The sequence below is a fragment of the Streptomyces longwoodensis genome (genome assembly GCF_001514125.1).
Lineage (GTDB): Bacteria > Actinomycetota > Actinomycetes > Streptomycetales > Streptomycetaceae > Streptomyces > Streptomyces longwoodensis.
In genome coordinates this window covers 272,853-296,995 of the sequence record NZ_KQ948560.1, presented here as the reverse complement: position 1 = coordinate 296,995, position 24,143 = coordinate 272,853, and the positions used below count along the sequence as shown (strand labels likewise).

Sequence of the window (24,143 nt, the reverse complement as noted above, 5' to 3'; positions counted from 1 at the left end):
CTTGATGAGGTAGAGAAACCTGTAACAGCTCGCCTCAGGCGCGCGGTGTCGTCGGCCTGGCCGCTCGCCGTCTGGTCGTCCCTCGCGTCACCGGTGAGTCGGATTCGACGCCTGTGACTCCGGGACGAGGCGACTGGTGAAGCCGTGTTGGCGGAGCCGTTCGTACGCGTCGATCACGTCGCCCGGCACGTCCTGGCTGATCATGAACCCCTGCTCCGGGTAGATCAGGAGGCGCTGAAGCGCGCCCACCAGCATGTCGATCACAAGGCGGGCGTCCCCAATGGAGTCGACGTAATCCGTGAGCGTCATCGGGGTGGAAGCGCTGACGATCTCCACCTCCGGCCACAGCTTGCGTGCCGTCGCGTACGCGCGCCTCTCCTCGTACGGCTTGCTGATCAGCAGGACGGAGGACACCTCGACGTCGGCCGCCTCCAGCAGCTCCCGGGAGAAGCGGATGTTCTCACCCGTGTTGCGGGCCCGCGGCTCGACCAGGACCGCTGACGTGGGGACACCCAGCTCGATGGCGCGTTCGCGGTAGTGGACCGCCTCACCTCGCGGCATCCGCTCCCGCGTGGTCGGGCTCGTGGCGCCCGTGAACACCAACAGCCGAGCCATGCCGCGCTTGTAGAGGTCGGCGGCGGTGTCGGCCACCCCCAGGTCGTGGCTGCCCAGCCCGATGGCCACCGAGCACGGCCGGAGCGTGTGGCCCATCTGGTGGTAGTCCCACAGAAGCCGCGTGTCCGCCCAGTCCTGGGGTGTGATCACTACTGGTCTTCCTTGTCCTTCGTCGAGTCCGGCACCTGGAAGTCGTATTCCCAGACGAAGCGTGACGCGGCATGGACCCCGACAGCGAACTCGACCACGGTGCCGGAGGCCGTGTAGGTCGTGCGGTGCAGCTCGACGACCGGCTCACCGGGCGGCAACTGAAGCTGCTTCACCTCATCCGCGGTGGGAGCACGGGCGAACAGTTCCTCCTTCATGTGGTCGATCTCGTACCCGGCGTCGTACAGCACGCGAAATCCGCCGCCTCGGCCGGCCGGACCGGGCGTCGGGTCCACCAGCCGTGTTCCCTCGACGTGCTCGGGCCGGTAGTAGCTGGTCAGTGAGTGCGTCGGCTGATCGCCCTCCTTCACGAGTCGGGCGCGGGCGTAGACAGGGGCACCGACCGGGAGCCCGTGTGCTGCGGCCACCTCTGCGGGCGCCTCGACCAGGCTGACCGTCTGGGTCTGTTCGTTGCGGCGGTACGCCCGTCCCGATGCCACGCGGTCCGCGATGAACGCCACCTCGTCGCCGTCTCGCCACTTGGCCTTGTCGTATCGAGCGACACCAAGCCGTTTCAGGGGGAGTTGCTGGCGTACGACCGTTCCGTGGCCACGCGACGAGGTGACCAGGCCTTCCGCCTCGAGGGCCTTGTACGCGGCGTGGACAGTCGCCTTGGAGCCTTCGCCTGCCTCGACCAGCTCTCTGATGTGCGGCAGCTGCTGGCCGGGCGCGTAGTCACCCCGCTTGATCTGCTCGGCCAGCTTGTCCGCCAGCTCTCGCCACTTGGGCGCCATCACCAACCCCTCTCGACGGGTTCCAGTCAAACATAGTCCTAGGACTGTTGACAGTCCTAGGACTGCGGGTCCAGTATCTCCATAGCCGCTCGCAGTCCTAGGACAGCGAGCACCTAGGCCCCTGTTTGGGCTGCCTCCACATGAGCTGAGGGAGTACTGATGCCGTCCTTCAAGATCGACCTTTCGACCGCTGTGGTGTTCGTGGCGACCGCGCCGACGCCGAAGCTGGCCAACGCGAAGACGGGTGAGCGCGCGATGGACCGGGAGACCGGCGCCCCGCTGTCGACGGTGGGCCTCCTGGTCTCGGACGAGGGAGAGGGCAACCTCTACCAGGTCACCATCCCGGAGACCGGCTACCAGGACGGCCTGACGCCGGGCATGCCGGTGCGGGTGGTCGGCCTCAAGGCGCGGGACTGGGAGAACGAGTTCAACGGCCAGAAGCGGCACGGGATCTCGTTCCGCGCGGTCGCGATCACCCCGGCGGCCTGACCATGACGGATCTCTCCACGGTGCTGGAGGCCGGAGGTGCTCTTGCGGGTGTCGGCGGCCTCGGGTACGCGAAGGTCCGCGCACCGCGCGTGTACTGGTCGCTGGTCGGACTGCCGGTCACCTGGGGCCGGTTCACCCTCTCGTACCGCTCCACGATGGACGTGTGCGGGCTGACCGTTCAGCCGTCCCGGCTGCGGGCCTTCATCGCCCGGAACGTGGCACGGCGTGAGGTGCTGCCGGTTCCGCCGAAGGTACGCCGGGTCCGGGGCACGTCGACAGGCCTGCGGGTGACGCTCCGGCTTCCCGCCGGTCTTGAGCCGGCCGACCTGATGGCGGCCTCGGAGCGGCTGCGTCACGCCTGGGGCGTCCACTCGGTGACGGTCGCCGAGACCAAGCCGGGCTTCGTCGAGCTGCGGATGACCGGCTACGACGTGCTCCGCCGGGTCCGGATGCCTCACCGCATCAGCCTAGAGGGGCTGGCCGTGCCGGTGGCGCTGCGAGAAGACGGCACCGTCTTCGTCCGGGACTACCGCAAGGTGCCCATGGCGCTGACGCTCGGCGCGAACACCTCGGGCAAGTCCGTCTTCCAGCGCAACCTGATCAAGGGGCTGGCGAAGCTGCCCGTTGCCCTGGTCGGCATCGACTGCAAGCGCGGTGTCGAGCAGTCGGCGTACGCGCCCCGGCTGTCGGCGCTGGCCACCACCCCGGACGACGCGGCCTCGCTGCTGGACGTGCTCGTTGCCGAGATGGAGGACCGGTTCGACGTGCTGAGCCTGCATGGCGTCTCGGACGTGTGGGAGCTGCCGGAGCGTTCACGGCCGGTGCCTGTCGTGGTCCTGGTGGACGAGGTGGCGGAACTGTTCCTCATCTCCTCCCGCAAGGACGAGGAGCGGCGGGAACGGATCGTGACCGCGTTGATCCGGCTGGCGCAGATGGCCCGAGCAGTTGGCATCCACCTGGAGATCTGCGGTCAGCGCTTCGGCTCCGAGCTGGGCAAGGGCGCGACCATGCTGCGCGCACAGCTCACCGGCCGCGTGGTGCACCGGGTCAACGACAAGCAGACCGCCGAGATGGGCCTGGCGGATGTGGCCCCGGACGCGGTCGTGGCCGCCTCCCTCATCCCGGCTGAGCGACCCGGTACGGCCGTCGCGGCCGACTCCTCCGGGGGCTGGGCGAAGATCCGCACCCCGCACACGTCGCGGGACGAGGTGGTAGCGGTGTGCCGCCAGTTCGCGCACCTGGTGCCCGACCTGCCCGCCCTCGACCCCTACCGGCCGCACGTGCCAGCCGAGGCCCCGGAGTCCGGTCCGTCGCTGGTCAAGCCGCGCCCGGTCACGGAGTGAGGGAGTCCACCGTGAGCCGTTCGATCCGCCCGGATGCAGTCCTGGTGCAAGCGGTGATCGCCGGTGCCCTGTCCTTCGCGCACCTGCACGACTTGGCTGCGGCGGCCGGACAGTCGGGCTGGAAGGCGTGGGCCTACCCGGTCTCGGTCGACCTGCTGCTGGTCGCCGCCTGGCGTCGCCTGCGCGCCGGTCGGGACCGGTCGTCCTGGACCTGGTTCGCCATCGCCCTCGCCGCTTCGCTCGGCGCCAACGTGGCCACGGCGGGTCTGCTCGACCTGCACGACGTGCCTGCCTGGCTGCGCATCCTCGTCGCTGGCTGGCCCGCCCTGGCCTTCCTCGGAGGAACCCTCCTCGTCCACGCCCCGGTCACGGCCCCCGAGGACCTGGAGCCGGAGCTTCGCGAGCAGTCGGCGGCGCCAGAAGTCGAGGTGCACCGCACCGATGCCATCGACCCGGCACCGGCCGCAGCCCCACAACGGGTCCCGGCACCCGCCAGTACACCGGCCGTTCCGCCAGCCCTGCTCGACCACGCCCGGTCCATCGCCGATGCGCACCGGACCGCCACGGGTGAGCAGATCACCACGGAAGCGCTGACCGCCCGGCTCGGCTTGCCTTCCCCGACCTGCCAGGCAATCGCCGCACAGCTCCAACTCATCTGAGCCGGAAGGGAGGTGACCCCGTGCGCCCGAACCGCTTCTACAACGTGGCCAAGATCGGCCCCGTGAAGGTCGGCACCTATAACAACGGCCGTGGGCAGACCCGGCACACCGCTGCCTGCACCGCCCCTGGCTGCGGCTTCTCCACCGACCACCGCGACCGCTCTGCCGCCGAACTCTCCGCCCGCACGCACCGCTGCACCACCTGACAGAAGGGAAGAGCCCGTGTTCACCCCGAAGTACCCGCCCCGGGACACCGCCCCCACGGCCATCGTCCCGCCGTCCACGACCGACACCACCCCGGTCCCTTCCCCGGCCCCCGTTCCGGTCTCGAACCGGCCCACCGTGCAGCTCACCCCGGGCAGCGCGCTCGCCCTCGCGGCCGGCGGCGGTGCCGTGGTCCTCGTCGTCGGCGCGGTCCTGGTCTCGCTGCTGCTCGCGGTCGCCATCACCGGCGTATCGGTCGCCGTGGTCGCGGTCGTGCTGCGCCTGCTCGTCAACGACATGCACAAGGGCAGGTGAGCCGTGGAAACCGTACTCGCCGCCGCGTTACCCGCCCTCGGCTGGGCCGTCCATGGTGGGCTGCTCCTGCGCCGCCTGGCCACCGCTCGGCGCGACCCGCTGACCGGTCTGCACACGCGGGCGGGTTGGACCACCCGAGCCGAACACCTCCTCACTCGGCACCGGGACGCCCTGGTCGTGCTGATCGACCTGGACGACTTCAAAGGCACCAACGACACCCACGGCCACGCCGCCGGGGACGCCGTGCTCGCGGCCACCGCCCGCCGACTGGCGCACTGGTGCGGCCACCACGGCATCGCCGCCCGCCTTGGCGGAGACGAGTTCGCTGCCATCGTCACCACCCCGGCCAGGACCGCTGGCCTTGACGCCCTACGCGCCATCCTCGACCGGCCCGTCCTCCACGCGGGCGAGTTCCTGCCGGTCTCCGCCTCGGTCGGCTCCTGCCACCGCCGCGAGCTGCCGGTCACGACCCTCACCGACGCGCTGTCTGCGGCCGACGCCGCCATGTACGCCGCCAAGGGCCACGGCAGGCGCAACGTCCACAACTAACGGCCCCCGGAGCGGCCTCGGTCGCCAAACTTCCGCCGCTCCGGGCGCCTGCACCCCTCCAGATCCAAGAGACCCGAAAGGGAGACCTCATGATGCCCCAACACGCCCCGAGCCCGCGTGTGTGCCGCGACTGCGATGGCTTCGCCACCGCTGCCATCACCACCGGCACCCGCCACCGCGACGGCTCCCGGGCCACCCTCACCATCACCTGCCCGGCCTGCAAGGGCACCGGCACCATCCGTGCCTCGCGTACGCAGGGGGTGACCGTCTGATGCCCCGCAACTGGAGTCGCGGAGTCAACCGCCTCCTCTCGGACGGCCTGGACGGCGAGTACGACGTGCTGAAGAAGACCGCCAAGGCCCACGAGCGCCACGACAGCAACCGAGACGCCAAGCCGTCCCGGCCTGGCCGTACCGACCTGTCCGGCCCGTCCAACGCCCAGGCCAGTACCCCGCAGAAGCGCCGTTGGGGGCTGTGACCGTGGCCCATCCGTCGAAGGAGGACGGTAAGTGACCGACGCCGCCACCACGGCGGGCCTGGACCCGGCCACCCTCGCCGACGTGCTGAGGCTGGCCGGGTCCACCGGCTTCGACCGCATCCAAGAGCAGATCCGTCGTACCGGCGGCTGCTCCGACCCCATCCACCTGCAAGGGTCCGTCGTCGTCCGCGACGCCCAGACCCATCACGTCCTGCACCACTACTCGACCGACACCGAGCCCGGAGGACGCCTGCGCATCGCGTGCGGCAACCGCCGTGCCTCGCGCTGCCCGGCCTGCGCCTGGATCTACGCGGGGGACACGTACCACCTCATCCGCGCCGGCCTGGTTGGCGACCCGGCCAAGGGCACCCCGGACACCGTCCGGGATCACCCGCGGGTCTTTGCCACGCTCACCGCTCCGTCGTTCGGCCCAGTTCACAACCGTCCCGGTAATCGCCCCTGCCGCTGCGGGGTCCGCCACCTTGAGGACGCACCGGAGCTGGGCACGCCCCTCGACCCGGACACCTACGACTACGCGGGCGCCGTGCTCTGGAACAACCACGCCTCGGAGCTGTGGCGGTACTTCACGATCTACCTGCGTCGTGAGGTAGCCAAGCGGGCGGGGCTCACGCAGAAGGCGGCCCGAGAGGAGTCCCGCGTCTCCTTCGGCAAGGTCGCCGAGTACCAGAAGCGCGGGGCCGTGCACTTCCACGCCGTGATCCGCTTCGACGGCCCCGAGGGACCCGACGACCCGCCCCCGCCGTGGGCCACCCTCGACCTGCTGACCGACTCGATCCGGGCCGCCGCTGCCCGCGTCGCGGTCGACGTGCCTCCGGCCGGTGACCAATCGGCCCGCACCCTGCGCTGGGGCACGCAGCTCGACGTCCGCACCATCCGGGCCTTCGGCGACGGTGAGGAGATCACCGAACAGGCCGTGGCCTCGTACGTCGCCAAGTACGCCACCAAGGCGGCCGAGACCACCGGCACCGTCGACCGCCGCATCGGCAACAAGGAAGCCTTGGAGCTGCTCGGCGTCCCCGAGCACCCGGGCCGGCTCATCGCCGCCTGCCTCGACCTCCACGCGCTCTACCCCGACCGCAAGCTACGCGACTGGGCCCACATGCTCGGCTTCCGCGGCCACTTCTCCACCAAGTCCCGCCGCTACTCCACCACCCTGGGCGCCCTGCGCCAGACCCGCGCCGACTACCGAGCGCGCCAGCAGCGGGAAGCCCTCGGCCTGCGCGACCCGGACGACACGGAGACAACGACCCTGACCCTCGCCCACTGGACCTATGCCGGCCACGGCCACACCCCCGGCGAATCCTGGATCGCCGCCACCGTCCGCCGGGATATCCAACTCAACCGCGAGATCGCCCGCGAAGAACTGCCCGCCCTGCTTGACCTGGAAGGAGCCGCCGCATGACCACCGCTGCCCCGGAACTGCTGACCGTGCCCGAGGTCATGGCGCTGCTGAAGGTGGGCCGCACCAAGGTCTACGACCTGATCCGCACGCACCGCCTCGTGTCCATCAAGGTCGACGGGTGTCGTCGTATCCCGGAGCACGCGGTCCGCGACTTCATCCTCGGCCAGATCGGGGAGGCCGCCTGATGGCGAAGCGTCGGCCCAACGGCGGCGGCACGATCACCAAGCGGTCGGACGGCCGCTACCAGGGCGCCGCGTACGTCACCGACACGGACGGCAACCGAGTGCGGAAGTACGTGTACGGCCGGACCTGGGACGAGGCCAACGAGAAGCTCGGCAAGCTCCAGGACCAGGAGCGCAACGGCATCCCGGTGCCGTCCCGCTCCTGGACGCTCGGCGAGTGGCTGACCTACTGGCTGGAGCACATCGTCGCCCCGGAGCGCGAGCACAACACGTACGTGAAGTACGAGTCCAAGGTGCGGCTGTACCTGGCGCCCCACCTCGGGAAGAAACCACTGGTCAAGCTCACTCCGGCCCAGATCCGCGCCTTCATGGCGGCACTGGCACGAGAGAAGGTCGGCGCTTCCGCCCGGTTCGAGGTCCTGCGCGTCCTCCGCAACGCGCTCAACCGGGCCATGCGCGAGGAGCTGGTCACGCGCAACGTCGCCCTCCTGGTCGACATGCCCAAGGTGACCAAGGACAGGGGCACGGCCTGGAACGCGCGGGAAGCAATCGTGTTCCTGCGCTCGGTCCGTGCCCACCGCCTCTACGCGGCCTGCGTCCTGGTCCTGGTCCTCGGCCTTCGCCGCAGCGAGGTTCTCGGCCTGCGCTGGCAGGACATCGACTTCGAGGCCGGCCACTTCACCCCGGTCAAGCAGGTGCAGCGGGTCAAGGGCGTCGGCCTGGTCCTCAAGGACCTGAAGACGGAGTCCTCACAGGCTGTGCTCCCGCTCCCGGACTTCTGCGCACGCGTCCTGGAGGAGCGCCGGGAGCTCCAGGAGCTGGAACGGAAGATCGCCGGTGAGCATTGGGCGCAGGAGCCGGGGCACGACCTGGTCTTCTCCGCCGAGCACGGCGGCATGATCGACCCGGTGGGCTTCTCCCGGACCTTCGACCGGCTCGTGAAGCGCGCTGGCGTCCGCCGGATCACGGTCCGCCTCGCCCGGCACACCTGCGGGACCCTGCTGGCCTTCCTGAAGGTGCATCCCAAGGTCGCCCAGGCGATCCTCCGGCACAGTCAGATCAGCATGACCATGGACGTCTACACGCACGTAGTGGGCGACAGTCAGCGGGAAGCCGTCGGCATGCTCGCCGAGCTTCTGGAAGATCCACTCATCGGCTGATGTCAGCCATGGATGTCAAAGACCCCCAGCCGGTATCGACTGGGGGTCTTCTCGCTGGTGGGGCTAACAGGATTTGAACCTGTGGCCTCATCCTTATCAGGGATGCGCTCTAACCAACTGAGCTATAGCCCCGCCGCGCTCTGCGGTGTGTGTCCCGCGCGCTGACTCCTGAAGATTAGCGCACGACCCGGGCACTCCCAAAATCGGTTCCCGGGGGCCCGGGCTCGGGGGTCGCGCCGCAGGTCACTCGTCCTCTGCGAGCGTCAACTCCACACCGCCGACGAAGCCCGCGGACAGGTTGTAGATGAAGGCGCCCAGCGTCGCCAGCGCCGTCGCGAGGACGACGTCGATGACCGCGATGATCGTCGCGAACATCAGCACGTGGGGGAGCGACAGGTACGACTGGACGTCGAAGCCGTTCGACTCGGTCGAGCCGGTCGCATCGGACACCGCGCTGCCGACCGTCGAGAAGACGCCCATCGCGTCGATGACCATCCACAGCACCGCCGCGGCGACGATCGTGCAGACGCCCAGCGCGATGGAGAGCAGGAAGCTCACCTTCATCACGGACCACGGGTCGGCCTTGGCCACCCGCAGCCGGGCCTTGCGCACCCGCGGCGTGGTGCGCGCGCCCGTCCGGGGCCGCCGTACCGCGCCGGCGCCACCCTGGGCCGGGTAGGCCTGCGGCGGGTGGTACGGCCCGGTCTGCTGCTGCGTCCGGCGCTCGCCGGGCAGCGGCGAGGCCGTCTCCGGGGCGCCGGCCTGGCCGGCCGGGCCCGCGCCGGCCCCGTACGGCTGGGCCTGCGGGCCTCGGGTCTCCGTCACAGTTCCCCCCTGGGATCCGTCCGCGTCGGGAGAGGGCGAGTCGGCGTCCACCTTGACCGGCTTGAGGTTGGTCGTCTGCGGATCCGTCACCTGCGCGGCGGAGCCACGGCCGCCGCCGCCCTTCTTCCCGGAAGACGTACCGGCGCCCGTGGCTCCGCTCACGATGACTCACTCCTCGCTACTCGGGCGAGGGCGCCTCACCCTCGTCCGTGCCGGTGGCCGCGGCATCCTCCGCGGGCTCGTCCACGGCCACGTCGCCGTCGACTTCCTCCGCCTCGCGCCCCGCCTCGGCGTTACGTGCGATGCCGACGACGGCATCGCGCTTGCCCAGGTTGATCAGTTGGACGCCCATGGTGTCACGGCCCGTCTCCCTGACCTCGTTGACTCGCGTACGAATCACACCGCCGGACAGCGTGATGGCGAGGATCTCGTCGAGCTCCTCGACAACCAGCGCGCCGACGAGCGAACCGCGGTCCTCCACGATCTTGGCGGCCTTGATGCCGAGGCCACCGCGACCCTGGACGCGGTACTCGTCGACGGCGGTCCGCTTCGCGTACCCGCCGTCGGTGGCAGTGAACACGAACGTACCGGGTCGAACAACATTCATCGAGAGCAGCTCGTCGCCCGCGCGGAAACTCATGCCCTTGACGCCCGAGGTCGCACGGCCCATGGGCCGCAACGTGTCGTCGGTGGCCGTGAACCTGATCGACTGCGCCTTCCTGCTGATCAGCAGGAGATCGTCGTCGGACGACACGAGTTCGGCACCGATCAGTTCGTCGTCCGAACCGTCCTCCCGCTCACGGAGGTTGATGGCGATCACACCGCCGGAGCGGGGCGAATCGTAATCCTTCAGTGGCGTCTTCTTCACCAGGCCGCCCTTGGTCGCGAGGACCAGGTACGGCGCCGCCTCGTAGTCCCGGATGGCGAGGATCTCGGCGATCGACTCGTCCGGCTGGAAGGCCAGCAGGTTCGCCACGTGCTGCCCGCGCGCGTCCCGCCCGGCGTCCGGGAGCTCGTACGCCTTGGCCCGGTAGACCCGGCCCTTGTTGGTGAAGAACAGCAGCCAGTGGTGCGTGGTGGAGACGAAGAAGTGGTCGACGATGTCGTCTTCCTTCAGCTTCGCGCCGCGCACGCCCTTGCCGCCGCGCTTCTGGGCGCGGTAGTCGTCCGTCTTGGTCCGCTTGACGTAGCCGCCACGCGTGACGGTGACGACGATGTCCTCCTCGGCGATCAGGTCCTCGATGGACATGTCGCCGTCGTAGGGCACCAGCATGGTCTTGCGGTCGTCGCCGTACTTCTCGACGATCGCCGCCAACTCCTCGCTGACGATGCCCCGCTGACGGACCGGCGAGGCGAGGATCTGGTTGTACTGGTTGATCTTCGCCTGGAGCTCGTCGTGCTCCTGGACGATCTTCTGGCGCTCCAGGGCGGCCAGTCGGCGCAGCTGCATCTCGAGGATGGCGTTGGCCTGGATCTCGTCGATCTCCAGGAGCTCCATCAGGCCGCCGCGCGCGACGTCGACCGTCTCACTGCGCCGGATCAGCGCGATGACCTCGTCGATCGCGTCCAGCGCCTTGAGCAGACCGCGCAGGATGTGCGCCCGCTCCTCGGCCTTGCGCAGCCGGAAGCGCGTACGGCGGACGATGACCTCGATCTGGTGCGTCACCCAGTGGCGGATGAACGCGTCCAGCGACAGGGTGCGCGGCACGCCGTCGACCAGCGCCAGCATGTTGGCGCCGAAGTTGGTCTGCAGGTCGGTGTGCTTGTACAGGTTGTTCAGCACGACCTTGGCGACCGCGTCCCGCTTGAGCACGATGACCAGGCGCTGGCCCGTGCGCGAGGACGTCTCGTCGCGGACGTCCGCGATGCCGCCGATCTTGCCGTCCTTCACCAGGTCGGCGATCTTCTGCGCGAGGTTGTCCGGGTTCACCTGGTACGGCAGCTCCGTCACCACCAGGCACTGGCGGTTCTGGATCTCCTCGACCTCGACGACCGCGCGCATGGTGATCGAGCCGCGGCCGGTGCGGTACGCCTCCTCGATGCCCTTGCGGCCGACGACCAGCGCGCCGGTCGGGAAGTCCGGGCCCTTGATGCGCTCGATGAGCGCGTCCAGCAGCTCCTCGTGCGAGGCCTCGGGGTTCTCCAGGTACCACTGGGCGCCGGCGGCGACCTCGCGCAGGTTGTGCGGCGGGATGTTGGTCGCCATGCCGACCGCGATGCCGGCCGAGCCGTTGATCAGCAGGTTCGGGAAGCGCGACGGCAGGACGGTCGGCTCCTGGGAGCGGCCGTCGTAGTTGTCCGTGAAGTCGACGGTCTCCTCGTCGATGTCGCGGACCATCTCCATCGACAGCGGCGCCATCTTGCACTCGGTGTACCGCATGGCCGCGGCCGGGTCGTTGCCCGGGGAGCCGAAGTTGCCGTTGGAGTCCACCAGCGGCATCCGCATCGACCACGGCTGGGCGAGGCGCACCAGGGCGTCGTAGATCGAGGAGTCGCCGTGCGGGTGGTAGTTGCCCATGACGTCGCCGACGACGCGGGCGCACTTGTAGAAGCCGCGCTCGGGGCGGTAGCCGCCGTCGTACATCGCGTACAGCACGCGGCGGTGGACGGGCTTGAGGCCGTCCCGGACGTCCGGCAGCGCGCGCGAGACGATGACGGACATCGCGTAGTCGAGGTACGAGCGCTGCATCTCCGTCTCGAGCCCGACGGGCTCGACACGCTGGGCGATGACGCCGTCGCCCTCGGGGGTGACGGGAGTGTTCTCGTCGGTCATTGCTGGTGAAGGTCCTTCCTGGTGCGGTCAGCTGAGACCGACTCAGATGTCGAGGAAGCGGACGTCCTTGGCGTTGCGCTGGATGAACTGGCGGCGGGCCTCGACGTCCTCGCCCATCAGGACCGAGAACAGCTCGTCGGCCTGGGCGGCGTCGTCGAGGGTGACCTGGCCGAGGACCCGGTGCTCCTGGTCCATGGTGGTCACGCGCAGTTCCTCGGCGTTCATCTCGCCGAGACCCTTGAAGCGCTGGATGGAGTCCTCGCGCACGCGCTTGCCGCGCTGGCGGCCCATCTCGATCAGGGCGTCGCGCTCGCGGTCGGAGTAGGCGTACTCGATGTCGTCCCGGCCCCACTTGATCTTGTAGAGCGGGGGGCGCGACAGGTACACGTGCCCGGCCTCGACCAGCGGCCGCATGAAGCGGAACAGGAACGTCAGCAGCAGGGTGCTGATGTGCTGGCCGTCGACGTCGGCGTCCGCCATCAGGATGATCTTGTGGTAGCGGAGCTTCTCGATGTCGAAGTCCTCGTGCACGCCCGTGCCGAAGGCGGAGATCAGCGCCTGGATCTCCTGGTTCTGCAGGATCTTGTCGATCCGCGCCTTCTCGACGTTGAGGATCTTGCCGCGGATCGGGAGGATCGCCTGGTACTGCGGGTTGCGGCCGGACTTGGCCGAGCCGCCGGCCGAGTCGCCCTCGACGATGAAGATCTCGCACTTGGCCGGGTCGTTGGACTGGCAGTCGGCCAGCTTGCCCGGCAGGGAGGCGGTCTCCAGCAGGCCCTTGCGGCGGGTCAGGTCGCGCGCCTTGCGGGCCGCCACGCGCGCGGTGGCCGCCTGGATGCCCTTGCGGATGATGTCGGCGGCCTCGACCGGGTTGCGGTCCAGCCAGTCGTTGAGGTGCTCGTAGACCGCCTTCTGCACGAAGGTCTTGGCCTCCGTGTTGCCCAGCTTGGTCTTGGTCTGGCCCTCGAACTGCGGCTCGCTCAGCTTGACCGAGATGATCGCCGTCAGGCCCTCGCGGATGTCGTCACCCGTGAGGTTGTCGTCCTTCTCGCGCAGCAGCTTCTTGTCGCGCGCGTACTTGTTGATCAGCGAGGTCAGCGCGGCCCGGAAGCCCTCCTCGTGAGTACCGCCCTCATGGGTGTGGATGATGTTGGCGAAGGAGTACACACCCTCGCTGTAGCCCGAGTTCCACTGCATGGCGACCTCGAGGGACAGGCTCTTGTCCTTGTCCTCGGCCTCCAGCGACACCACGGTGGGGTGCACCACGTCTCCCTTGCGGGAGTTGAGGTACTTCACGAAGTCGACGATGCCGCCCTCGTAGTGGTACGTGACGGTCTTCGGCTCGTCCTTCTCGTCCGCGCCCGCCTCGTCCGCGCCGGCCGTGGCCTTCGCCGACTCGCGCTCGTCGGTGAGCCGGATGGTCAGACCCTTGTTGAGGAACGCCATCTCCTGGAAGCGCCGGGAGAGCGTCTCGAACGAGTACTCGGTGGTCTCGAAGATCTCCGGGTCGGCCCAGAAGGTCACCGAGGTGCCCGTCTCCTCGGTGGCCTCGTGCTGGGCCAGCGGAGCCGTCGGCACGCCCGTCTTGTAGTCCTGCGTCCAGCGGTGGCCGTCCGTCCTGACCTCGACCGACACCCGGTTCGACAGGGCGTTCACGACCGAGACGCCGACGCCGTGCAGACCGCCGGAGACGGCGTAGCCGCCGCCGCCGAACTTGCCGCCCGCGTGCAGCACGGTCAGCACGACCTCGACGGCCGGCTTGCCCTCCGAGGGGACGATGCCCACGGGGATGCCGCGGCCGTTGTCGACGACGCGCACGCCGCCGTCGGGAAGGATCGTCACGTCGATCGTGTCCGCGTACCCGGCCAGCGCCTCGTCGACGGAGTTGTCGACGACCTCGTACACGAGGTGGTGCAGACCGCGCTCACCGGTCGAGCCGATGTACATACCGGGTCGCTTGCGGACTGCGTCCAGGCCCTCGAGGACGGTGATGGCGCTCGCGTCGTACGAGGTGGTGGCCTCGCCGGCGGCCGGGACGGCCGCGGTGCTCGCGCCTTCGTCGGTGGACGGGATGTTCTCGTTGGGGTTGCCGGAATCGGCCACGAAGCGCCCTTTCTGGCACAGCACAAGCCAGGCTCGTCGGCAGGGTGCCGGAGCGGCTGCGGCATGGTGCGTTGGTAAGCCTTGATCAGCGTTGCTCAGCTTTTCCCGGGCGGTCCCCACGGTTGGGGCGGGATTGCTTCCAGTCTACCGGTACCACTGACAGCGATGGGGGTTTGCCGGTACCTGAGTCCGCATGTGCCGCCCTGAACCGGCCTCTCCCGACTCCCGATATGCGGATGGGGGCTCCAAGCGGCTCACAGCGGCACTCAGCGCTTCCAGCTGTCAACCCTTGGCTACCGCGCGGTCACCCCGGGATTCGCACCCGTGTGCGGCGGTTTGACCTGGTGTTCTGCGGGGCGCGCGGGCCCGCGGCGCACCACCCGGGGTGCGCCGGCCCGCATCCGGTCGTACGGAACGACTGCAGGGACGGTTCAGAAGAACCGTCCCTGCAGTCGGAGGGCCCGCAGCGAGCGGGCTCCAGCCCCTCCCTACGTGACGCACATCACGCGCGCGGTGGGCCGTCTCGCAGCGCTCACGCACGCGTGGGGGCCGAGTCGAGGAACCCGTGGGGCATGGAAGCGCCCCGAAGACGTGTCACCCGTACGTGTCGCCGGGTCCCTTGCTGCCGGGGGCGCGCAGCGGGCCGTAGCGGCGGGCGGGGCCGCTGGGGCCCTGCACCTTGATCTGCCGCACCGCGCCGTGCCCGAGGTCCTCGTTCAGACGGGCGACCAGGGTGGGCGCGAGGAGGCGCAGGTTGGTCGCCCAGGCCGTGGAGTCGCAGCGCACCACCAGCACCCGCTCGTCCTCGTCGTAGCGCTCGGGCTCGCAGTGCTTGGCCACGTCCTCGCCGACGATCTGCGGCCAGCGGCCCATCACCCCGCCGACCGCGGCCGGCGCCTCCCAGCCGCGCTCGGTGAGCAGCCGGTTGATCGCGGCACCCAGCGCCATGGGGTCGCGCCCGTCCGCCCGCGCGCCGGAGCGCAGGCCGCCCCCGCGCCGCGCCTGCTTCTTCTGCCGCGCCGCGTCGCCCCGCGCGCGTGCCTGTTCGCGCGCCGCCCGCAGCGCCACGCGCGCGAGGTCGACGCCGGACTGCTCGGGCTTCCCGCCGGACTCCTGGGCGGTCATACGCGCTCCACCGTTCCGTCGGACACCGCGTACCGGGCACCGCTCAGCACGTGCGGCACGTCGTCGTCGACCGCGGCCGTCACCAGCACCTGCTCACCGGGCGCCACCAGCTCCGCCAGCCGCTCCCGGCGCCGGGTGTCCAGCTCGGCGAAGACGTCGTCCAGGACCAGCACCGGCTCGTTGCCCTCGGCCCGCAGCAGGTCGTAGGAGGCCAGCCGCAGCGCCAGGGCGTACGACCAGGACTCGCCGTGCGAGGCGTACCCCTTGGCGGGCAGCTGCCCCAGCTTGAGCAGCAGGTCGTCACGGTGCGGGCCCACCAGGGTCACGCCCCGCTCGATCTCCTGCTTGCGGGCCTCGACGAGCGCCGCCGTCAGCTGCTCGTACAGCTCCTCACGCGTGTGTGCCTCGCCCGGCGCGGACGGCCGGTACTCCAGGGCGACCGGACCGCCGCCCGGCGCCAGCTGCTCGTACGCCTTGTCGGCCAGCGGCTGCAGCGCCGCGATCAGGTCGAGCCGCTGGGCGAGGAGCTCGGCCCCGGCCCGCGCCAGGTGCTGGTCCCACACGTCGAGCGTGGACAGGTCCATGGACCGTCCGCCGTGTCGGCGGGCCAGGGCGGCCGACTTCAGCAGGGTGTTGCGCTGCTTGAGCACCCGCTCGTAGTCCGACCGCACGCCCGCCATGCGCGGCGAGCGCGCGGTGATCAGCTCGTCCAGGAACCGCCGCCGCTCCCCGGGGTCCCCCTTCACCAGCGCGAGGTCCTCGGGCGCGAACAGCACGGTCCGTACGATCCCCAGCACGTCCCGCGGCCTGACCTGCGAGGACCGGTTGATGCGGGCCCGGTTGGCGCGGCCCGGGTTCAGCTCCAGCTCGACCAGCTGCTGCCGCTCGCCCTGGCGGACCTGGGCCCGGACCACGGCGCGCTCGGCGCCCATGCGGACCAAGGGCGCGTCGGAGGACACCCGGTGGCTGCCGAGGGTGGCGAGATAGCCGACCGCCTCGACGAGGTTCGTCTTGCCCTGTCCGTTGGGCCCGACGAAGGCCGTGACGCCCGGGTCGAGCGGGACCTCGACCCGGGCGTACGAGCGGAAGTCGGCCAGCGACAGGTGCGTGACGTGCATGGTCGGGTGCCGACCTCCCCAGCTGTGGTGCTGCTTACTTCTTCTCGACCGCGTGGCCGCCGAACTGGTTGCGCAGCGCGGCGATCATCTTCATCTGCGGGGAGTCCTCCTGGCGGGAGGCGAACCGCGCGAAGAGCGAGGCCGTGATCGCGGGCAGCGGCACGGCGTTGTCGATGGCGGCCTCCACCGTCCAGCGTCCCTCACCGGAGTCCTGTGCATAACCCCGCAGCCCGTCCAGGTGCTCGTCGTCGTCGAGCGCGTTGACGGCGAGGTCGAGCAGCCAGGAGCGGATGACGGTGCCCTCCTGCCAGGAGCGGAAGACCTCGCGGACGTTCTCCACGGAGTCGACCTTCTCCAGCAGCTCCCAGCCCTCGGCGTAGGCCTGCATCATCGCGTACTCGATGCCGTTGTGGACCATCTTCGCGAAGTGCCCGGCGCCGACCTTGCCGGCGTGCACCGAGCCGAAGTCGCCCTCGGGCTTGAGCGCGTCGAACACCGGCTGCACCTTGGCGACGTTCTCCGCGTCGCCGCCGTACATCAGCGCGTAGCCGTTCTCCAGGCCCCACACACCGCCGGAGACGCCGCAGTCGACGAAGCCGATGCCGCGGGCGGCCAGCTGCTCGGCGTGCTTCTCGTCGTCCGTCCAGCGGGAGTTGCCGCCGTCGACGACCACGTCACCGGGCTCCAGCAGCTCGGCCAGCTGGTCGACGGTGGACTGGGTGGGCTCGCCCGCCGGGACCATCACCCAGACCACGCGCGGGGCGCTGAGCTTGCCCACGAGCTCTTCCAGGCTGTGGACGTCCGCGACGTCCGCGTTGCGGTCGTACCCGATGACGGTGTGGCCCGCGCGGCGTATCCGCTCGCGCATGTTGCCGCCCATCTTGCCGAGGCCGACGAGACCGAGCTCCATCAGTTGTGTTCCTTAGGTCGCTGTGGCGTGTGCGGCACCTTCGTGCCGACGTATGAGCCTAATCCCGCAGGGTTGTGCACAGCTGTGGGCATACGCGCTCAGACGTGGCGCCTGACCTGTGGCTTCCGGGCTCGTCACGGCGTCGGCCACGGTGCCGGTCACCCACAGGGGCGGACCGGCACCGTGCACACCTGTGGACGACGTCAGCCGCTGAGCCGCACCGGCATGATCAGGTACTTGTAGGCGTCGTCCGCCTCCGCGTCCAGGGCGGGCCGGCCGCTCAGCAGCGCGGGCTTGGTGGACGTGGTGAACGACAGCTGCGCCACCGGGGAGTCGATCGCGCTCAGGCCGTCCAGCAGGAACGTCGGGTTGAAGGCGATCGAGATGTCGTCGCCCTCCAGCTGGGCGTCGACCCTTTCCACAGCCTGTGCGTCGTCGCTGGAGCCGGCCTCCAGGATCAGCACGCCCTGCTCGAAGCTCAGCCGCACCGGGGTGTTGCGCTCAGCCACCAGCGCGACGCGCTTGACGGCCTCCACGAAGGGCGCGGTCTCGATCACGGCGACCGAGTTGAACTCGGTGGGGAAGAGCGTCCGGTACTTCGGCAGGTCGCCCTCGAGCAGGCGCGTGGTGGTGCGCCGGCCGGCGCCCTCGAAGCCGATCAGGCCCTCACCGGCACCGGAGCCGGAGAGCGCCAGCGTGACGCTGTCACCGGCGCCGAGGGACTTGGCGGTGTCCAGCAGCGTCTTCGCGGGCACCAGGGCGACCGCGGACGCGTCCGGGTTCTCCGGCTTCCACAGGAACTCGCGGACCGCGAAGCGGTAGCGGTCGGTGGAGGCCAGCGTGACCGTGTCGCCCTCGATCTCGATGCGCACACCGGTCAGCACGGGCAGCGTGTCGTCCCGGCCGGCCGCGATGGCCACCTGGGAGACGGCGGCCGCGAAGACCTCGCCGGGGACGGTGCCCGTGGCGTTCGGCATCTGCGGCAGTGCCGGGTACTCCTCCACCGGCAGGGTGTGGAGCGTGAACCGCGAGGATCCACAGACCACCGTCGCCCGAACACCGTCTGTGGAAATCTCCACCGGCCGGTTGGGGAGGGCGCGGGAGATGTCGGCGAGCAGCCGGCCCGAGACGAGGACCGTGCCCTCCTCCTCGACCTCTGCCTCGACGCTCACCCGGGCCGAGACCTCGTAGTCGAAGCTCGACAGGCTCAGCTGACCGTCCTCGGCCTTCAGGAGCAGGCCGGCGAGGACCGGCGCCGGCGGACGGGCCGGGAGGCTGCGCGCCGCCCAGGCCACTGCCTCCGCGAGTACGTCGCGTTCCACCCGGATCTTCACCGTAAGCCGCCTCCTGCTGTTGCCGGCGCTTCTCGCCCTGCTTCGCTTCGTCGTCTGTCTGGGTGTCGCTGCTCCCTGGGTCGGGAAGGACACCGGGGACCAGTCTGACGCACCTCACTGACAGTCGGCGCCTCTCGGGGTCAAGTCGTGACGAGGGGCAGCCGGGCACCGGAGGGCGAGTTGTGCACAGGACCCCCTTCGAAGCGATTTCCGGGCTCTTACTGGTCGGGAGTAGTAGTAGGGGCTGTGGAAACCGTGGATAACCCCGTTTGCCCAGCTCAGAGGCGAAATTTTGTCCACGGGGCCTGTGGGTGGAGCCGGTGGACAACTCGGGGTCGCTGTGGAGAACGGAAAGTTCTGCACACCCCGTGCACAGGCCGGGGCGACTTCTCCCCAGCGGCGTCCCCAGGTTTACCCGCCTTTCCCACAGCCCAATCCGGCACCTTCGTGTGACGCCTTTCACTCGACTCGGTGAGGAGGCGTGCCGGGTTGCCGAACAGTGGACAGTCATGTGGAGAAGCTGGGGATCGCTGGGGACAACCGGCTCCAGCCTGTGGGCCGCCCGTGGACAACTTTGCGCACAGCCTGTGGATCACGGCGTCGTCCACAGTCTGTGGAGATCCTTCGTCCACGAATCCACAGCCACCTGACCTCGCCTGATGGTCCCTCAACAGGCCTGTCTGTGGACAGGATCGGGACAACTCCGCAGTCCCCAGTCTGTGGACGGGAGAAAGTCGCCGAATCTGTGGAGGGAGGCCGTGACCTGCCACGTAATCGAACAGCAGGTGCGGCGCGGGGCGGTCCGCGGACGCGTCCCGGGACGGCCACGGCACGTGAAAGGCGCCCCCGGAACCCTCCGGGAGCGCCTGCACGGGCCGCGTGGGGCCGCCGGCGGCGTCAGCACCGCCGGCGGCGTCAGCCGTTCTTGATCCGGTTCGTCAGCTCGGTCACCTGGTTGTAGATCGACCGCCGCTCGGCCATCAGATTGCGGATCTTGCGGTCGGCGTGCATGACCGTCGTGTGGTCCCGGCCGCCGAAGAGCGCGCCGATCTTCGGCAGCGACAGGTCCGTCAGCTCCCGGCACAGGTACATGGCGATCTGCCGGGCGGTGACCAGCGCGCGCCCGCGCGAGGTGCCGCACAGGTCCTCGACGGTCAGCCCGAAGTAGTCCGCCGTGGCGCCCATGATGGCCGTCGACGTGATCTCCGGGGCCGAGTCCTCGCCGCCCGGGATCAGGTCCTTCAGGACGATCTCGGTCAGCCCCAGGTCCACCGGCTGCCGGTTGAGCGAGGCGAACGCCGTCACCCGGATCAGCGCGCCCTCCAGCTCGCGGATGTTGCGCGAGATGCGGGACGCGATGAACTCCAGCACCTCCGGCGGGGCGTTCAGCTGCTCCTGGACCGCCTTCTTGCGCAGGATCGCGATGCGCGTCTCCAGCTCGGGCGGCTGGACGTCGGTGATCAGGCCCCACTCGAAGCGGTTGCGCAGCCGGTCCTCCAGCGTGACCAGCTGCTTGGGCGGCCGGTCGCTGGAGAGCACGATCTGCTTGTTGGCGTTGTGGAGCGTGTTGAAGGTGTGGAAGAACTCCTCCTGCGTCGACTCCTTGTCCGCCAGGAACTGGATGTCGTCGACGAGCAGGATGTCCATCTCGCGGTAGCGCTTGCGGAAGCTGTCGCCCTTGCCGTCGCGGATGGAGTTGATGAACTCGTTGGTGAACTCCTCGGAGCTCACGTACCGCACGCGCGTGCCGGGGTACAGGCTGCGCGCGTAGTGCCCGATGGCGTGCAGCAGGTGCGTCTTGCCGAGGCCGGACTCGCCGTAGATGAACAGCGGGTTGTACGCCTTGGCGGGCGCCTCGGCGACGGCCACCGCGGCCGCGTGCGCGAAGCGGTTGGACGCGCCGATGACGAACGTGTCGAAGAGGTACTTGGGGTTCAGCCGCGCCGTGGGCTCACCGGGCCCGCCGGACGGCGCGGGCGGGGCGGCCGACGGTCCGGGTCCGCCGGTCCCGCCGGAGGACGGCACAGGGCCGCCCGGCCCGCCGCGGCGGCCCGGACCGCCGCCCTGCTCGGACAACTCGCGCCGGCCGCCGTCCCGCTGGTCGTAGTCCCGCGACGGCTCGTAGTCCCCGCGTGCCTTCTCGTACGGCGACTCGTACCCGGACCGCTCCGGCGGCTTCGGGCGGTAGTCGGAGGTGGGGGCGTCGTAGGAGTCCCGGCCGCCGGGGCCGCCGTAGCCATCCTGGGAGGGCGAGGCGTACGGGTCGCGCTCGGGGAAGCCGAGGCGCTGCTGCTGCCAGCCGTAGTCGTCCTGCTGGGGACGCGGCCAGGCGCCCGGCTCGGGGCGCTGGTACTCCGAGGGGTAGGCCGGCCGGGCCGAGGGCAGCTCGCGGCCACCGGGACGCTGGTCCCGGCCGCCGGGGTGCTGGTCGCGCCCTCCGGGATGCTGCTCGCGGCCGCCGCCGTGCTGGTCCCGGCCGCCCGGGTGCTGGTCCCGCCCGCCGCCGTGCTGGTCGCCGGGCGGCCCGGGCAGGGGTTCCGCGCGGTGGCGGCCGTACCCCTCGTAGGAGCCGTCGTAGGACGTCTCGTACGAGCTGCGGCCGGCGTGGTTGCCGCGGCCCCCGTCATAGGGGGTGTCGTAGGGACCGGTCGGCAGCTCGGGCTGGGCCGACTCGTCCTCGTAGCGCTGCTGCTGCGGGGCGGAGGGCGCAGGCGGGGCCGGGGGCTCGCCCGCGGAGTCGTCGACGGTGATCGCGATGCGGATCGGACGGCCGCACTCACGGGTCAGGGACTCGCTGACGATCGGCGCGAGCCGGCCCTCCAGCACGTTCTTGGCGAACTCGTTCGGCACGGCGAGCAGCGCGGTGTCCGCGACCAGCGCCAGCGGCTGGGTGCGCCGCAGCCAGTGCTCGTCCTTCACCTCGACGCCCTGGCCGCGTCCTTCCCCGAGGAGTTGCTCCAGTACGCGTGGCCACACTGCGGCAAGATCGGCAGGTACGTCAGCCACAGGGCACGCTCTCTCACAGGTCCCACGTTCGTGTGATCGTGGGACGGGTCGGGATGTTCTCGGGTGGACGGGCGGGGACTAATCCGCTGGTGCGGGTGACAAGGGAACGAATCGGAGTCCAGCCACGGTAGTCAGCGCGGCGGGTACGGTTCAAGTTGTTGTCCCCAGGCTGTGGACAGTGTCCCCCGGCGCCCACCGGTTTGACCGGATGGCGTAGCCGCGCGTACCGTAACCAGGTCGAGTTGTCGATGGCTGCTGCCGCCTGCCTCCGATGGGCACAGATCGCTTGAAGGTGATCGGGAAGCGGTGCACTCGGGCGTGACGCGAGCTACTCGTGGGCGCACGGTGACAGCCAGGACGGCACCCCGCCACCACCGATTCTTTTCTGGAGCCCCCGAGTGAGCAAGCGCACCTTCCAGCCGAACAACCGTCGTCGCGCGAAGACCCACGGCTTCCGGCTGCGTATGCGCACCCGTGCCGGCCGCGCGATCCTCGCGTCCCGCCGTAGCAAGGGTCGCGCCCGTCTGTCCGCCTGATCCCGGTCAGGTCATGCCGTCGTGCTGCCCACCGAGAACCGGCTGAGGCGGCGCGAGGACTTCGCGACCGCGGTACGACGGGGGCGCCGGGCCGGACGCCCGACGCTCGTCGTCCACCTACGAAGCGGTGCCACGGACCCGCACGCGCCTGGGGAGAGCGCTCCCCCGACGCGTGCGGGTTTCGTCGTGAGCAAGGCCGTGGGCGGCGCCGTCGTCCGCAACACGGTGAAGCGCCGACTGCGGCACCTCCTGCGTGACCGGATCGCCCTTTTCCCGCCCGGTAGCCTGGTAGTCGTACGAGCGCTGCCCGGCGCGGGCGACGCCGACCATGCACAGCTGGCCCAAGACCTGGATGCCGCCCTTCGACGGCTGCTGGGAGGGGGCGCGCGATGAAGTACCCGCTGCTGGCTCTGATCAAGCTGTACCAGTGGACGATCAGTCCTCTGCTGGGGCCGGTCTGCAAGTACTACCCGTCGTGCTCCCACTACGGCTACACGGCCATCGACCGGCACGGCGCGATCAAGGGAACGGCGCTCACCGCCTGGCGGATCCTCCGGTGCAATCCGTGGTCGCTCGGCGGTGTGGACCATGTTCCACCGCGCAAGCGTCCGCGGTGGCACGAGATGCTGCGCGACGCCTGGCGTGCACGCAGGGGCGGGCCCTCCGCCGCCGAAACGGCCACCGGGGACAATCGTTCCCCGAGCCCGGCCGCAGAGACACCGTCCCATGCCCAAGGAGCATGATTAGTGGACACGATTGCCAGCCTCTTCAGTTTCATCACGACACCCGTCTCCTGGGTCATCGTCCAGTTCCACAAGGTGTACGGGGCCATCTTCGGCCCGGACACCGGATGGGCCTGGGGCCTGTCCATCGTGTCCCTGGTGATCCTGATCCGCATCTGCCTGATCCCGCTCTTCGTGAAGCAGATCAAGGCGACCCGGGCCATGCAGACGCTGCAGCCCGAGATGAAGAAGATCCAGGAGCGCTACAAGAACGACAAGCAGCGCCAGTCCGAAGAGATGATGAAGCTGTACAAGGAGACGGGCACCAACCCGCTCTCCTCGTGCCTTCCCATCCTGGCGCAGTCCCCGTTCTTCTTCGCCCTGTACCACGTGCTCAACGGCATCGCGTCGGGCAAGACCATCGGCGTCATCAACGACTCGCTGCTGGAGAGCGCGCGGAACGCGCACATCTTCGGCGCCCCGCTGGCCGCCAAGTTCAAGGACAGCGCCTCCACCATCGAGGCCCTCGGCGCCTCGGTGACGGACGTGCGCGTCGTGACCGTCATCATGATCGTCCTGATGTCGGCCTCGCAGTTCTTCACCCAGCGCCAGCTGATGACGAAGAACGTCGACACCTCGGTGAAGACCCCGTTCATGCAGCAGCAGAAGATGCTGATGTACGTCTTCCCGCTGATGTTCGCCATCTTCGGCATCAACTTCCCCGTCGGTGTCCTCGTCTACTGGCTGACCACCAACGTGTGGACCATGGGCCAGCAGATGTACGTCATCCACAACAACCCGACCCCGGGTTCCAAGGCCCAGGCCGCGTACCTGGAGCGCCTGTACAAGCGCGTCACGCACCACGGCGGCACCCGCGGACGGGGCGAGCGGGCCATCGTCAAGGCCATCGTGGCCAAGGGCCGGGACCGCAACGAGGCCGAGCGCAAGTTCATCAACGGTCTGACCAAGGCGGGTCTCGCCGCCCAGGCGGACGGAAACATCGTCAAGAGCGAGGCCCGGGCCGTCGAGGGGACGGAGGACGGTGGGACCACCACCGCGACCGCCGCCAAGCGCCAGCAGCCCAAGCGGCAGTCCAAGTCCCAGCGCCAGTCGACCGTCAAGGCGGCCGGCGAGCCCACCACCTCGCTGTCCAAGTCCGACGAGCCGGAGGACGACGAGCCCGCCGCCGCTGCCCCGCCGGCCGCCCCGAAGCAGCCCGCAGCCAAGCAGTCCACCGCCAAGTCCGGCGGTGGCCGCAGCAGGGCACAGTCCGGGCAGCGCAAGGGTGGCCCGCAGCGCCCCAAGTCCCCGTCCAAGAAGTAAGAAGGAGACC

At 69.9% G+C, this 24,143-nt stretch carries 25 protein-coding genes and 1 tRNA gene; 15 read left to right on the top strand and 11 right to left on the bottom strand.

Going from position 1 to position 24,143, the window contains the following annotated elements:
- Window positions 1-87: 87 nt before the first annotated feature.
- Both AQJ30_RS28725 and AQJ30_RS28720 read right to left on the bottom strand, forming a co-directional pair.
- Window positions 88-765 (bottom strand): YdcF family protein, encoded by a 678-nt coding sequence (locus AQJ30_RS28725; RefSeq protein WP_067239721.1) that lies wholly within the window; start codon window positions 763-765, stop codon window positions 88-90.
- Window positions 765-1,556 (bottom strand): GntR family transcriptional regulator, encoded by a 792-nt coding sequence (locus tag AQJ30_RS28720; protein ID WP_067239719.1) that lies wholly within the window; start codon window positions 1,554-1,556, stop codon window positions 765-767. The genes AQJ30_RS28725 and AQJ30_RS28720 overlap by 1 nt, the downstream gene beginning before the upstream one ends.
- A 159-nt stretch (window positions 1,557-1,715) precedes the next feature.
- Here AQJ30_RS28720 and AQJ30_RS28715 point away from each other — a divergent pair, with 159 nt between their 5' ends.
- The 11 genes from AQJ30_RS28715 to AQJ30_RS28665 all read left to right on the top strand — a co-directional run bounded on the left by AQJ30_RS28715 (window position 1,716) and on the right by AQJ30_RS28665 (window position 8,358).
- Window positions 1,716-2,045, top strand: coding sequence for an SCO3933 family regulatory protein (locus AQJ30_RS28715; protein ID WP_067239717.1), 330 nt, complete (start codon window positions 1,716-1,718; stop codon window positions 2,043-2,045).
- 2 nt (window positions 2,046-2,047) lie between these two features.
- Entirely contained in the window at window positions 2,048-3,388 is a 1,341-nt protein-coding gene (locus AQJ30_RS28710; RefSeq protein ID WP_067239715.1) for an FtsK/SpoIIIE domain-containing protein, read from the top strand.
- Between the two features lie 11 nt (window positions 3,389-3,399).
- Window positions 3,400-4,047, top strand: coding sequence for a DUF2637 domain-containing protein (locus tag AQJ30_RS28705; protein WP_067239713.1), 648 nt, complete (start codon window positions 3,400-3,402; stop codon window positions 4,045-4,047).
- Between the two features lie 20 nt (window positions 4,048-4,067).
- Window positions 4,068-4,253: a mobile element transfer protein gene (locus AQJ30_RS28700; RefSeq protein ID WP_067239711.1), complete on the top strand. Its 186-nt coding sequence runs from the start codon at window positions 4,068-4,070 to the stop codon at window positions 4,251-4,253.
- Between the two features lie 16 nt (window positions 4,254-4,269).
- Window positions 4,270-4,566 carry a SpdD protein gene (locus AQJ30_RS28695; protein WP_067239709.1) on the top strand — a complete coding sequence of 99 codons (297 nt, stop codon included), beginning with the start codon at window positions 4,270-4,272 and terminating at the stop codon, window positions 4,564-4,566.
- 3 nt (window positions 4,567-4,569) lie between these two features.
- On the top strand, window positions 4,570-5,115 hold the full coding sequence (locus AQJ30_RS28690) for a GGDEF domain-containing protein (RefSeq protein WP_067239706.1): 546 nt from the start codon (window positions 4,570-4,572) through the stop codon (window positions 5,113-5,115).
- A 92-nt stretch (window positions 5,116-5,207) separates the two neighbouring features.
- Complete coding sequence (locus AQJ30_RS28685; protein WP_067239803.1) at window positions 5,208-5,387, top strand: hypothetical protein; 180 nt, start codon at window positions 5,208-5,210, stop codon at window positions 5,385-5,387.
- The gene (locus AQJ30_RS28680; RefSeq protein ID WP_067239705.1) at window positions 5,387-5,593 is read left to right on the top strand and encodes a hypothetical protein; all 207 of its coding nucleotides are present in this window, start codon (window positions 5,387-5,389) and stop codon (window positions 5,591-5,593) included. Before AQJ30_RS28685 ends, AQJ30_RS28680 begins: the two co-directional genes overlap by 1 nt.
- A 31-nt stretch (window positions 5,594-5,624) precedes the next feature.
- The gene (repSA, locus tag AQJ30_RS28675; RefSeq protein WP_067239703.1) at window positions 5,625-7,016 is read left to right on the top strand and encodes a replication initiator protein RepSA; all 1,392 of its coding nucleotides are present in this window, start codon (window positions 5,625-5,627) and stop codon (window positions 7,014-7,016) included.
- Window positions 7,013-7,201 carry a helix-turn-helix domain-containing protein gene (locus AQJ30_RS28670; RefSeq protein WP_067239701.1) on the top strand — a complete coding sequence of 63 codons (189 nt, stop codon included), beginning with the start codon at window positions 7,013-7,015 and terminating at the stop codon, window positions 7,199-7,201. The genes repSA and AQJ30_RS28670 overlap by 4 nt, the downstream gene beginning before the upstream one ends.
- The gene (locus AQJ30_RS28665; protein ID WP_067239699.1) at window positions 7,201-8,358 is read left to right on the top strand and encodes a tyrosine-type recombinase/integrase; all 1,158 of its coding nucleotides are present in this window, start codon (window positions 7,201-7,203) and stop codon (window positions 8,356-8,358) included. Before AQJ30_RS28670 ends, AQJ30_RS28665 begins: the two co-directional genes overlap by 1 nt.
- Before the next feature lie 55 nt (window positions 8,359-8,413).
- On the opposite strand, the gene AQJ30_RS28660 is transcribed toward AQJ30_RS28665, so the two are convergent.
- The 9 genes from AQJ30_RS28660 to dnaA form a co-directional block, all read right to left on the bottom strand.
- Window positions 8,414-8,490, bottom strand: a tRNA-Ile gene (locus tag AQJ30_RS28660).
- Window positions 8,491-8,601: 111 nt separating this feature from the next.
- Complete coding sequence (locus AQJ30_RS28655) at window positions 8,602-9,345, bottom strand: DUF3566 domain-containing protein (RefSeq protein WP_067239697.1); 744 nt, start codon at window positions 9,343-9,345, stop codon at window positions 8,602-8,604.
- A 16-nt stretch (window positions 9,346-9,361) separates the two neighbouring features.
- Window positions 9,362-11,956, bottom strand: a complete 2,595-nt coding sequence (gyrA, locus tag AQJ30_RS28650; RefSeq protein ID WP_067239695.1) for a DNA gyrase subunit A — start codon at window positions 11,954-11,956, stop codon at window positions 9,362-9,364.
- Between the two features lie 42 nt (window positions 11,957-11,998).
- Window positions 11,999-14,083 (bottom strand): DNA topoisomerase (ATP-hydrolyzing) subunit B, encoded by a 2,085-nt coding sequence (gene gyrB, locus AQJ30_RS28645; RefSeq protein WP_067239693.1) that lies wholly within the window; start codon window positions 14,081-14,083, stop codon window positions 11,999-12,001.
- Between the two features lie 570 nt (window positions 14,084-14,653).
- Entirely contained in the window at window positions 14,654-15,184 is a 531-nt protein-coding gene (locus AQJ30_RS28640; protein WP_067239691.1) for a DciA family protein, read from the bottom strand.
- Window positions 15,181-16,302 carry a DNA replication/repair protein RecF gene (gene recF, locus AQJ30_RS28635; protein ID WP_067239689.1) on the bottom strand — a complete coding sequence of 374 codons (1,122 nt, stop codon included), beginning with the start codon at window positions 16,300-16,302 and terminating at the stop codon, window positions 15,181-15,183. The genes AQJ30_RS28640 and recF overlap by 4 nt, the downstream gene beginning before the upstream one ends.
- 34 nt (window positions 16,303-16,336) lie before the next feature.
- Window positions 16,337-17,212 (bottom strand): phosphogluconate dehydrogenase (NAD(+)-dependent, decarboxylating), encoded by an 876-nt coding sequence (gnd, locus tag AQJ30_RS28630; RefSeq protein WP_067239687.1) that lies wholly within the window; start codon window positions 17,210-17,212, stop codon window positions 16,337-16,339.
- Window positions 17,213-17,415: 203 nt separating this feature from the next.
- Window positions 17,416-18,546, bottom strand: coding sequence for a DNA polymerase III subunit beta (gene dnaN / locus AQJ30_RS28625; protein ID WP_067239685.1), 1,131 nt, complete (start codon window positions 18,544-18,546; stop codon window positions 17,416-17,418).
- Window positions 18,547-19,461: 915 nt separating this feature from the next.
- A complete protein-coding gene (gene dnaA / locus AQJ30_RS28620; protein WP_079084357.1) occupies window positions 19,462-21,552 on the bottom strand; it encodes a chromosomal replication initiator protein DnaA in 2,091 nt (696 codons plus the stop codon).
- A gap of 398 nt (window positions 21,553-21,950) precedes the next feature.
- On the opposite strand from dnaA, the gene rpmH reads away from it, so the two are divergent.
- From rpmH to yidC, 4 genes are read left to right on the top strand one after another with little or no spacing between them, the layout of a single operon-like run.
- Window positions 21,951-22,088, top strand: a complete 138-nt coding sequence (rpmH, locus tag AQJ30_RS37400; protein ID WP_003956500.1) for a 50S ribosomal protein L34 — start codon at window positions 21,951-21,953, stop codon at window positions 22,086-22,088.
- A 21-nt stretch (window positions 22,089-22,109) separates the two neighbouring features.
- The gene (gene rnpA, locus AQJ30_RS37395) at window positions 22,110-22,481 is read left to right on the top strand and encodes a ribonuclease P protein component (RefSeq protein WP_079084356.1); all 372 of its coding nucleotides are present in this window, start codon (window positions 22,110-22,112) and stop codon (window positions 22,479-22,481) included.
- Window positions 22,478-22,831, top strand: coding sequence for a membrane protein insertion efficiency factor YidD (yidD, locus tag AQJ30_RS37390; RefSeq protein WP_079084355.1), 354 nt, complete (start codon window positions 22,478-22,480; stop codon window positions 22,829-22,831). Before rnpA ends, yidD begins: the two co-directional genes overlap by 4 nt.
- Window positions 22,832-22,834: 3 nt before the next feature.
- A complete protein-coding gene (yidC, locus tag AQJ30_RS28610) occupies window positions 22,835-24,133 on the top strand; it encodes a membrane protein insertase YidC (protein WP_067239679.1) in 1,299 nt (432 codons plus the stop codon).
- Window positions 24,134-24,143 lie beyond the last annotated feature (10 nt).